Genomic DNA, 9,717 nt, shown 5'->3' on the forward strand with positions numbered 1-9,717 from the left:
GGGCAAGATCACCTACGCCCTGCTGAAATCGATGTTCAAGCCGCGCTGGGTGACGCTGTTCAACATCGCCGCCGACGCCGCCGTCGCGCCGGAGCTGCTGCAGGAGGCCTGCACGGGCCAGGCCCTGGCCGCCGAGGTCGCCCGGCGGCTGGACGACCCGGCGCTGCGCCAGACCCAGATCGCCGCCCAGAACGCCGCCGTGGACCGCATGGGGCGCGGCATGCCCGACCCTTCGGAAGCGGCCGCTTCGGCGCTCCTGGACTTCCTGAGGGCGCGCGGAAAGGCCGTCTAGGCGCCGCGGTCGTTCGAGGCGTTAAGCAAGCCTTTAAGATCCGCTTCACGGCTCTCCGCTAGGTTGGAAGCCCTGGTGACCCTCTCGTCGCCGGCTGGAGCCCTGGCGTGCCGATCTTCTCGATCGCCCCTCTGTCGCCCCTGRCGCCGTCGGCTCCCGTCAACCGGGCCGACCAGGCGGCCGAGGCGCTTGCCCGGATCGCCGTCATCCAAACGGTCGAGACCCTGGGCGCGATGATCGACCAGTCTCATTCCCAGTCCCAGAGCGATCTGGCCCACATGGCCAAGGACGCCGTCGGCGAGGGCGAGGTCAGCCGGGCCAAGGCGGCCGAGATCCGCGCCGCGGCCACCCATCCCGAAGCCTTGGTCGAGACGCCGGCGCGCGCCGTCGCGGCCGCCGCCGGTCGCGCCGCCGCCCGCCAGGCCGGCGTGGCGCCGCTGATGGCGGACATGGCCCAGGCCGCCGCCGAACCCGACACGCCTCGCCCGGTCAAGGACGCCATCGCCCAGGTCATGGCGCTGAGCGCTCGCATGGACGGCCAGATCAGCGGTCCCGAGATCCGCCAGGCGCTGCAACGCTCCGGACTGTTCCTGGAAGCCCGCCTGGCGACCGCCGATCAGGCGCAGCGTCAGCAGACCGGCACCCTGACCGCTCCGCCGAAGGTCACGCCCACCCCCACGCCCAACAGCGACATGAAGGCCGCGCTGCTGGTGTTCCGCGAAGTGGTCAAGACCTGGGCCGAGGGCCTGCCGTCGATGTCGGCTCAGGCTGGCGCGACGCCCAACGCGGCCGCCACGGCGGCGGCCTCTTCGGCTCAACTGGCCGATCGCGGCACGCCCCAGGCTCTGGCCGCCGCGATCTCTTCGGCGATCAATCCGGCCGTCGACCAGCCCGCTTTCGAGGCTGAAGCGCCGCCCGCACCGCCGACCGACGACGCTCCGCCCGCATTCGCCAGGCCGCCGGGCGGCTGGCCGAACGTCAACACGCCCTCGGCGACCCGTCCGACCCCGGCTCCGGCTCCCCAGCCGCCGTCTCTGCCGGCCTTCGGGGCCATCGTGGCGGAAGACTTTCCGCCCCTGTCCTTGGCCATGCCGCGCGCGAGCTCGGCGGCGGCCATGGCCTATGGYGGCCCCGAGGTCGCCTCCGGCCCGCCGTCCCAGACCCCGCCGCCCTATGCCGGCGCCCCGACCCACGCCCAGGCCGCCGCCCAGCCCGGTCTGCCCGCCGGCGCGGGACCTCACGCCGTCGCCCAGCGCCTGCTGGCCGAGACCGGCGCGGCCTTGGCCCGCACCGAGCTGCTGCAGATCGCTTCGCTGCCCGACGCCGCTCAAGCCGGTCGCCCCGTCGAGGACCACGCCCAGCGCTGGGTGTTCGACATGCCGTTCATGACCCCTCAGGGACCCGCCGCCGCCCAGTTCGAGATCAGCCGCGACGGCGGCGGTTCGGGCGGGGAGGGCGGCCGCGCCCTGGGCCGCACCTGGCGCGCCCGCTTCTCGCTCGACGTCGAGCCCATGGGGCCCGTCCACGCCCAGGTGGCTCTGACCGGCGATCGGGCCCGCGTCTCCCTGTGGGCCGAGCGCCCGGCCGCCATGGCCCGTCTTCGCACCGGCGAGGAGCGCCTGGGCAGCGCCCTGCGCGAGGCCGCGCTGGAGCCTGAGATCGCCTTCCACACCGGCCAGCCGCGCGCCCCGGCCGCCGCGCCCGGCCAGTTCCTGGATCAAGCCACATGACCGGCGCGATCCGCTCCGCCGGCCCGCGCATCGCGGTGGCTCTGCAATACGACGAGCCCGGCGCGCCGCGCGTGGTCGCGTCCGGCCGTGGCTGGGTCGGCGACAAGATCATCGAGACCGCCCGCGAGCACGGCGTGCCGATCGAGGAGAACCCCGCCCTGGCCCAGGCCCTCTCGACCATCGAACTGGACGAGGAGATCCCCGAGGCCCTCTACGTCGCCGTGGCTGAGATCCTGGGCTTCATCCTGCGCAGCGCCGAGGGGCGGTAGAGCGCGGATTGCCGAAGCGCTGCCAGCCAAGCATTTCCAAACTCGATGCGCGGGAACACGCGATTGCCGGACGATAATCAGGACGACTGGGAACTCAGCGAGATCGTGAAGGAACTTGATGCGAGGCTACGACGTATGTTTCCCCTAGCCGTGGTGAGGCAGCAGGCCGTCGGTCACGGCGGGTTCCACACTGGAGCATTGGGAAGCGACCGCCCCCAACTACGCTGGGCGTACGATTGCGGCTCCTGGCGGGAGGCGGGCCAGGCGGCTCTTCTGGAGCGTATTTCCGAACTGGCGGCTAAGGGCGGTGGGAACCGCCTGAAACTCGACTTTCTGTTTCTGTCGCATTTCGACGCCGACCACGTGAACGGCGTGGCGAAACTGCTCGAGAAGATCGACGTGGAGACCGTCGTCCTGCCTTATCTCACAGGCATCGACGCTTTCGTCGTATTGGCTCAGGGCCTGCTGAACGACGACTGTTCATCCGACCTGATCGAGACCGTGATCGAGCCGGCCGTTTGGTTCGGGCGCCGGGGCGTGGAGCGGATCGTTCGTCTGCGGGCGGGTCCAGGTTCAGAGCGCCCCGTTGAGCTTTCGCCGCCGGCCTTCGAGGGAGATCCAACGGCCTATCATCCGGTGATCTTCGACGGGGATGGGGCGCCGATCGCTGCCGGAACGCGTCCCGCAAGGGGTGTCGCGGCCGAGACGATCGCCAATCCTGGCCTGACGATCGGTGCCGTGACCGCCCACGATCACCTCTTGGACTGGCGTTTCGTTCCCTATGTCCACCCAGTGCCCGCTCAAATCCAGCAAGACCTCGAAAGCAAAGTCGAGGATCTGATTGGCACTTCAGTGAGCGACCCAACCTTCGGAAAGGCGCTGTCGAACTACGTCAAGAGGACGCCAGACCTGAAGAGCCTGCGCAAGTATTACGATGCCGAGGCCTTGTCGGACGCCAACGCCATTTCGCTGTCGCTCTATGTTGGGCCAACCACTTGGACGCAGCGAACGCGCGACGCATGGCCTCCCGGAAGAGTCGGCTGGTTCCTAACCGGGGACTCGAAGCTGGGCACGCTCTATCGGCGCCGAGAGTGGGTGCGGCATTACCGATCGATCCCCCCGGAGCGAGTCCACTGGTTCATGCTTCCGCATCATGGGGCGACGCGGAACATGGACGTCGAGGTCTTGGAGCCCTGGCCCGAGGTCCAGCTCTTCGTCACCGCTACGTCCGGCGACAAGTTGAGACCTCATGCCGACTTGAAAGATCGCCTTCGGGAAGCCGGACGCGACCCGGATCAGATCCACATCGTGACCGAGAAGAAGTGTGACGAAATCCTGGAAATTAGCGGCGCCAGCGATTTCTGGGGGCATCCGCTCGTTACAACGGGGCGGTGGCGCAACTGGACTTAGCACGGCGTTGCTCGCATGAAAAAGGCCCCGCTTTCGCGAGGCCTTTTCCAATTCAGCGATGTCGAAGCGCTTAGCCGCGCTTTTCGACGGCCACGTAGTCGCGTTGGGTGGCGCCCGTGTACAGCTGGCGCGGGCGGCCGATCTTGCGCGAGGGATCCTCGAACATTTCTTTCCACTGGCTGATCCAGCCGACGGTGCGGGCCAGGGCGAACAGCACCGTGAACATCTCTTTCGGGAAGCCCATCGCCCGCAGGGTGATGCCCGAATAGAAGTCGATGTTCGGATAGAGCTTGCGGTCGATGAAGTAGGGATCGCTCAGGGCGACCTTTTCCAGCTCCATGGCGACCTTCAGCAGCGGGTCGTTGATGCCCAGCTGCTCAAGCACTTCGTAGCAGGTCTTCTGCATGACCTTGGCGCGCGGGTCGAAGTTCTTGTACACGCGGTGGCCGAAGCCCATCAGCTTGTACTTGCGGTCCTTCACGCCCTGCACATAGGCGGGGATGTTCTCGACCGTGCCGATCTCTTCCAGCATCTCCAGGGCTTCCTGGTTGGCGCCGCCGTGCGACGGACCCCAGAGGCAGGCGATGCCGGCGGCGATGCAGGCGAACGGGTGAGCGCCCGACGAACCGGCCAGACGGACGGTCGAGGTCGAGGCGTTCTGCTCGTGGTCGGCGTGCAGGATGAAGATGCGGTCCATGGCGCGGGTCAGGACGGGGTTGGGAACCCAGTCCTCGGCCGGCACCGAGAAGCACATGCGCAGGAAGTTTTCCGAGTACGACAGCTCGTTGCGCGGCGTCACGAACGGACGGCCTTGCGAGTACTGGAAGGCGCGCGCGGCGATGGTCGGCATCTTGGCGATCAGGCGATGAGCGCTGATCTCGCGTTGCTTGGGATCATCGACGTTCAGGCTGTCGGCGTAGAAGGCCGACAGGGCGCCGACCGCGCCGGTCATCACGGCCATCGGGTGGGCGTCGCGACGGAAGCCTTGGAAGAAGCTGTCGAACTGGGCGTGCAACATCGTGTGATAGGTGATGTTGTGTTCGAACTTGGTGAATTCGTCGGCCGACGGCAGTTCGCCGTTCAGCAGCAGGTGGCAGACTTCCAGGAACGAGGACTTCTCGGCCAGCTGGTCGATCGGATAGCCGCGGTGCAGCAAAATGCCGGCGTCGCCGTCGATATAGGTGATCTTGCTCTCGCACGACGCGGTCGAGGTGAAGCCCGGATCGAAGGTGAAGTGGTCGGAGTCGGCGTACAGCTTGCGCACGTCGAGAACGTCCGGACCCGTGCTGCCCTTGAGGATCGGCAGGTCGTAGTTCTTTTCGCCGATCGTCAGCGTGGCTTTGTCGGTCATGCGAGAGACCCCTTCAAGAGTGGAACGGTCAGTCCAGTTTTCGATTTCGCGGTTGCGTTATAGCGCCTCATGCGCGCGACGCCAGGGCGTCGTCAAGGCGCCCCAGAGACTCGTCGCGGCCGAGCGCGGCCATGATCTTGTTCAGGTCCGGCGCCTGGGAGCCGCCCGTGAGGATTCCGCGTAACGACGGTCCGAATTTGCCGAAGCCCACGCCTTCGGATTCCGCGAAGGATTTCAACAGGGTTTCAAGCTCCGACACACCCCAGACCGGCGCCGCGCCTAGCGATACGCGCAGGCGGGTCAGCCGTTCCACGGTCTCGTCGACCAGTTGCTTTTGGGTCTTTTCCTCGAGCGCCAGCGGACGCACCTTCAGCGCGAAGGCGCAGTGCTCGGCCAACTCCAGGATGGTCTTGGCGCCTTCCTTGACCTGCGGGACCACGGCCAGCAGGCGCGCGGCGGCGTCGGCCGGCAGCTCGGCTTGCTGGGCTTGCAGGGCCTTCAGGGTCAGGTCGGCCAGGCGGCCGTCCTCGGCCTGGCGCAGGTGCTGGCCGTTGATGAAGTTCAGCTTGGCCCAGTCCAGGCGGGCCGGGGCCTTGACCACGTCCTTGACGTCGAACCAGCTGATCGCCTGTTCGTCGCTGAACACCTCGTCGTCGCCATGGCCCCAGCCCAGGCGGGCCAGGTAGTTGCGCATGCCCTCGGGGATGTAGCCCATGTCGGCGAACTCGCCGACCGCCTGGGCGCCGTGGCGCTTGCTGAGCTTGGCGCCGTCCGGGCCGTGGATCAGCGGGATGTGGCCGAAAGCCGGCAGGGTCCAGTCATTGGCCTGGTAGATCAGGGTCTGGCGGGCGGCGTTGTTCAGGTGGTCGTCGCCGCGGATCACGTGGGTGACGCCCATGTCGTGGTCGTCGACGACCACGGCCAGGTTGTAGGTCGGAGCCCCGTCGGCGCGCAGCAGGACCAGATCGTCCAGGTCGGCGTTGTTGAAGGTCACCGGACCCTTGACCAGGTCGTCGACCAGGGTCGTGCCCTCGGTCGGGCCCTTGAAGCGGATGACGTGCGGCAGGCTGGGATCGTTGGGCGGCGGAGCGTCGCGCCAGGGCGAGCGCAGGGCCGGGCCGCCGGCGCGGGCGGCCTCGCGGGCCGCGGCCAGCTCCTCGACGGTCATCCAGCAGCGATAGGCGCGACCGGCGGCCAGCATCTCTTCCACGACGGCGCGGTGGCGGTCGGCCTGCTTGTGCTGGAAGACGACCTCGTCGTCGGACTTCAGGCCCAGCCAGTCCAGGCCCTCGAAGATCGCGGCGACGGCCGGTTCGGTCGAACGCTCGCGATCGGTGTCCTCGACGCGAACAAGAAACTTCCCACCCGTATGGCGTGCATATAACCAGTTGAACAGCGCCGTGCGCGCGCCGCCGATGTGCAGGAAGCCGGTCGGCGAGGGGGCGAAGCGGGTGACGACCCCTGAGGTCGTCGCGGGGGAGGATTGGGTCATAGAGATCAAGGCTGACGGACTGGAGGCCGGTGTGACGGCTAGGACCGCGACACCGGACAAATCCGTTGGCGGCTGGGCGGCGCGTCTTAGCACGCGTCTTCGCGCACGTCCTAGCCTGGGAGCGGTAACAGCTTCGCTGATCGACGAGATCGACGCCAATCGCGAGCGCTGGATGCTGTGGTCGCCGGTGGCGTTCGGCCTTGGCGCGGCCGGCTATCTGGAGCTGAAGGCCGAGCCGTCCTGGGCGCTGCTGGYCGGTCTTGCGGCTGGATTGGCGGTGCTGGCGAGGATGGTCGGGCGGCGTTCGGCGCGCGGGTTGTCGGTCTTCCTGGTCCTGGCGGCGTTCCTGGCGGCCGGGGCTTTGGCCGGGAAGGTCCGCTCGAACGCCGTCGCCGCGCCCATCCTGGCGGGCGAGCGGGCGGTGATGACGATCGACGGCTTCGTGGTCGACGTGGTCAGTCCCGGGGCGGGTGGGCCGCGCCTGCTGATCGCGCCGGTCTCGATCAGCCGCCTGGCGCCGCAGGACACGCCCAAGCGGGTGCGGGTGACCGTCGAGGCCGAGGCCATCCCCGCGCCGGGCCAGGCGATCCGCCTGCGAGCCATGCTGGGACCGCCGCCGCCGCCCGCCGCGCCGGGCGCCTATGACTTCGCCCGCGACGCCTGGTTCCATGGCGTGGGCGGGGTGGGCTTCGCGATCGGCGAGGGGCGGCCCGTGGCTCTTGACCCGCCGCCCTGGCGGCTGCGCGCGGCCATGGCGGTCAACGCCTTCCGCTGGCGGCTGGCGAGCCGCATCGTCGACGACATGGGTCCCGAGCGCGGCGGCATCGCGGCGGCCATGGTCACCGGCCACGAAGCCCGGATCACCAAGGAGCAGACCGAAGCCATGCGCGCCTCGGGCCTGGCCCACATCCTGTCGATCTCGGGCCTGCACATGGCCATCGTCGGCGGGTTCCTGTTCGGTCTGGTGCGCCTGCTGATCGCCGCCTGGCCGTGGATGGCGTTGCGGGTTCCGGGCAAGAAGGTCGCGGCCCTGGCCGGCCTGGCCGCCATCGGGACCTATCTGGTGATCTCCGGCGCGCCGCCGCCGGCCCTGCGGGCGGCGATCACCGCCACGGTGGCCTTCGCCGCCATCCTGTTCGACCGCCAGGCCATCACCCTGCACGGGCTGGCGATCGCGGCCCTGATCATCCTGCTGGTCCAGCCGGAGTCGGCGGGCGCGCCGGGCTTCCAGATGTCGTTCGCCGCCACCGCCGCCCTGGTGGCCCTGGCCGAGGCGTGGCCGCGCCCGGTGCGGGAGATCTCGGTCCCCTGGCCGATCCGGGTCTTCCAGGCGACCCTGGGCTGGCTGGCGGTCAGCGTCGGGGCCAGTTTCGTGGCGGGCATGGCGACGGGGCCGTTCGCCATGCAGCACTTCAACCGTGTGGCCGTCTGGGGCCTGCCGGCCAATCTGGCGGTCGCGCCGCTGTCTTCGTTCGTGATCATGCCGTTCCTGGCGATCGGCGCGGCCCTGGAGCCTTTCGGCCTGGGCGGACCGTTCCTGACCGTGGCCGGCTGGGGCATCGCGGCCATGATGTGGATCGCCGACGGCTTCGCCAGCGCCGGCGGAGCCCAGCACGTGGTGGCCAGCGGCCCGCCGTTCACCCTGGCCCTGGCCTTCGTCGGGCTGATGCTGTTGTGCCTGTGGAAGGGCCGCCTGCGCTGGCTGGGCGCGCCCCTGGCCCTGGCGGTGGCCCTTTGGCCGCGCGCGACGCCGCCCGACGTCTGGATCGCCCCGGACGGGACCACGGCGGCGGTGCGCCAGGGTGGCGAGGCGGTGCTGCTGCGCCCCGACGCCCGCCGGTTCGGGGCCGAGCTGTGGGGGCGTCGCCGAGGCCTGATCGTGCCCGAGGGCGCCGCGCCCAGTCCGCTCTACGCCTGCGACCGGCGGTCCTGCGCCCCGGCCGCCGACGCGCCGGTCGCCCTGGCCCTGTCGTGGAGCAAGACCGCCCCCGACGCCGAGGTCGTGGCGGCGATGTGCGTCGACGCCGAGATCGTGGTGCTGCGCGGCGTCGCCCCGCCCACGCCGCCGGCCTGCCGCGACCGGATCGTGCTCGACGCCGATGATTTCGCGGCCGGCGGCGCGGCCGAGCTCTATCGGCGGGGCGGCGAATGGTGGATCGTCTGGGCTCAGCCTCTACGGGGCGTGCGGCCCTGGACCGGCGTTCCGGAGCGCTAGCCGATGCTCAAGGTTCCTGATGCTTAGACTTTGGGGCCGACGCAGTTCGGCCAATGTCCAGAAGGTGCTGTGGCTGGTCGGCGAACTGGGGCTGGCGCACGAGCACGTCCAGGCCGGCGGTGACTTCGGCGGCCTCGACACGCCGGCGTTTCGGGCGATGAACCCGCACGGCAAGGTTCCAGTCATCGAGGACGGCGGGGTCGTGGTCTGGGAGTCGCACGCCATCCTGCGCTACCTGGCGGCCGTCCACGGCGCGGACCGCTTCTGGCCCGCCGACCCGGCCGCCCGGGCCAAGGTCGACGGCTGGATGGACTGGGCGCAGACGGCGCTGCAGCCGGCCTTCCTGGGCGGGGTGTTCTGGGGCGGCTATCGCACGCCGGAAGCACAGCGCAACGAGGCCGCCGTCTCCGAGGCCCTAGAGCGGACTTGGCGCTGCCTGACCCTGGTCGACGCACAACTGGCCGATCGGTCGTTCGTTGTCGGCGACGCCCTGTCCCTGGCCGATATCGCCATCGGGACGCACCTCTATCGCTATTTCGAGCTGGAGATCATGCGTCCGCCGCTGGCGCGCCTCGAGGCCTGGTACGACCGGCTGAGGGACCGCGCGGCCTATCGCGAGCATGTGATGCTCCCGTTCGGCGAGTTGGAGGGACGGCTGGCCTTCTGAGCCTGGAGGCCAGGTCAAGCGTTAGGGCGTGGACGACGACTGGAGATGATCATGGAACGCGAAGGCGGCTGCGCGTGCGGGGCGGTGCGATACGTGGCGACCGGCGGACCGCTGCGGGTGGGGCTGTGCCACTGCCTGACCTGCCGCAAGCGCCACGGCGCGCCCTGCAACGCCTTCGCGGCCTTTCGAACGGACAAGGTGCGGATCGAGGGGCAGGCGTCGGTCTGGGCCGGCGCCGAGCACGGCCTGCTGCACGGTTGCGCGGTCTGCGGCTCGCCGCTGTTCTGGACA

The 9,717-nt window shown here is 69.6% G+C and carries 8 protein-coding genes and 1 pseudogene; 7 read left to right on the plus strand and 2 right to left on the minus strand.

From position 1 onward, the window contains the following. The 4 genes and pseudogenes from AC1DZ6_RS11465 to AC1DZ6_RS11480 all read left to right on the plus strand — a co-directional run. Positions 1-292 (plus strand): annotated as a pseudogene (locus AC1DZ6_RS11465) (lipid-A-disaccharide synthase); the annotation flags it as partial. A gap of 107 nt (positions 293-399) precedes the next feature. After that, positions 400-2,022, plus strand: coding sequence for a flagellar hook-length control protein FliK (gene fliK, locus AC1DZ6_RS11470; RefSeq protein ID WP_477097308.1), 1,623 nt, complete (start codon positions 400-402; stop codon positions 2,020-2,022). Then, the gene (locus AC1DZ6_RS11475) at positions 2,019-2,291 is read left to right on the plus strand and encodes an EscU/YscU/HrcU family type III secretion system export apparatus switch protein (RefSeq protein WP_477097309.1); all 273 of its coding nucleotides are present in this window, start codon (positions 2,019-2,021) and stop codon (positions 2,289-2,291) included. The genes fliK and AC1DZ6_RS11475 overlap by 4 nt, the downstream gene beginning before the upstream one ends. A gap of 63 nt (positions 2,292-2,354) precedes the next feature. Continuing rightward, positions 2,355-3,701, plus strand: a complete 1,347-nt coding sequence (locus tag AC1DZ6_RS11480) for an MBL fold metallo-hydrolase (RefSeq protein WP_477097310.1) — start codon at positions 2,355-2,357, stop codon at positions 3,699-3,701. Positions 3,702-3,771: 70 nt separating this feature from the next. On the opposite strand, the gene gltA is transcribed toward AC1DZ6_RS11480, so the two are convergent. Together gltA and gltX are read right to left on the minus strand one after the other, a co-directional pair. Continuing rightward, positions 3,772-5,052 (minus strand): citrate synthase, encoded by a 1,281-nt coding sequence (gene gltA, locus AC1DZ6_RS11485; protein ID WP_477097311.1) that lies wholly within the window; start codon positions 5,050-5,052, stop codon positions 3,772-3,774. A 67-nt stretch (positions 5,053-5,119) separates the two neighbouring features. After that, the gene (gene gltX, locus AC1DZ6_RS11490; RefSeq protein ID WP_477097312.1) at positions 5,120-6,544 is read right to left on the minus strand and encodes a glutamate--tRNA ligase; all 1,425 of its coding nucleotides are present in this window, start codon (positions 6,542-6,544) and stop codon (positions 5,120-5,122) included. Positions 6,545-6,716: 172 nt separating this feature from the next. Between gltX and AC1DZ6_RS11495 the strand changes: the two genes are divergently transcribed. From AC1DZ6_RS11495 to AC1DZ6_RS11505, 3 genes are all read left to right on the plus strand, one after another. Beyond that, positions 6,717-8,759 carry a ComEC/Rec2 family competence protein gene (locus AC1DZ6_RS11495; RefSeq protein ID WP_477097313.1) on the plus strand — a complete coding sequence of 681 codons (2,043 nt, stop codon included), beginning with the start codon at positions 6,717-6,719 and terminating at the stop codon, positions 8,757-8,759. A gap of 19 nt (positions 8,760-8,778) precedes the next feature. Beyond that, positions 8,779-9,426: a glutathione S-transferase family protein gene (locus tag AC1DZ6_RS11500; RefSeq protein ID WP_477097314.1), complete on the plus strand. Its 648-nt coding sequence runs from the start codon at positions 8,779-8,781 to the stop codon at positions 9,424-9,426. 51 nt (positions 9,427-9,477) lie between these two features. Beyond that, a partial coding sequence (locus AC1DZ6_RS11505; protein WP_477097315.1) for a GFA family protein occupies positions 9,478-9,717 on the plus strand: 240 nt, incomplete at its 3' end.

It is taken from the genome of Caulobacter sp. P1_B12_2 (genome assembly GCF_056406675.1).

Bases quoted from the DNA above. Each gene is read 5' to 3' on its own strand.
- AC1DZ6_RS11500 (WP_477097314.1), top strand. From the start codon at position 8,779: ATGCTTAGACTTTGGGGCCGACGCAGTTCGGCCAATGTCCAGAAGGTG.
- AC1DZ6_RS11475 (WP_477097309.1), top strand. From the start codon at position 2,019: ATGACCGGCGCGATCCGCTCCGCCGGCCCGCGCATCGCGGTGGCTCTG.
- gltX (WP_477097312.1), bottom strand. From the start codon at position 6,544: ATGACCCAATCCTCCCCCGCGACGACCTCAGGGGTCGTCACCCGCTTC.
- gltA (WP_477097311.1), bottom strand. From the start codon at position 5,052: ATGACCGACAAAGCCACGCTGACGATCGGCGAAAAGAACTACGACCTG.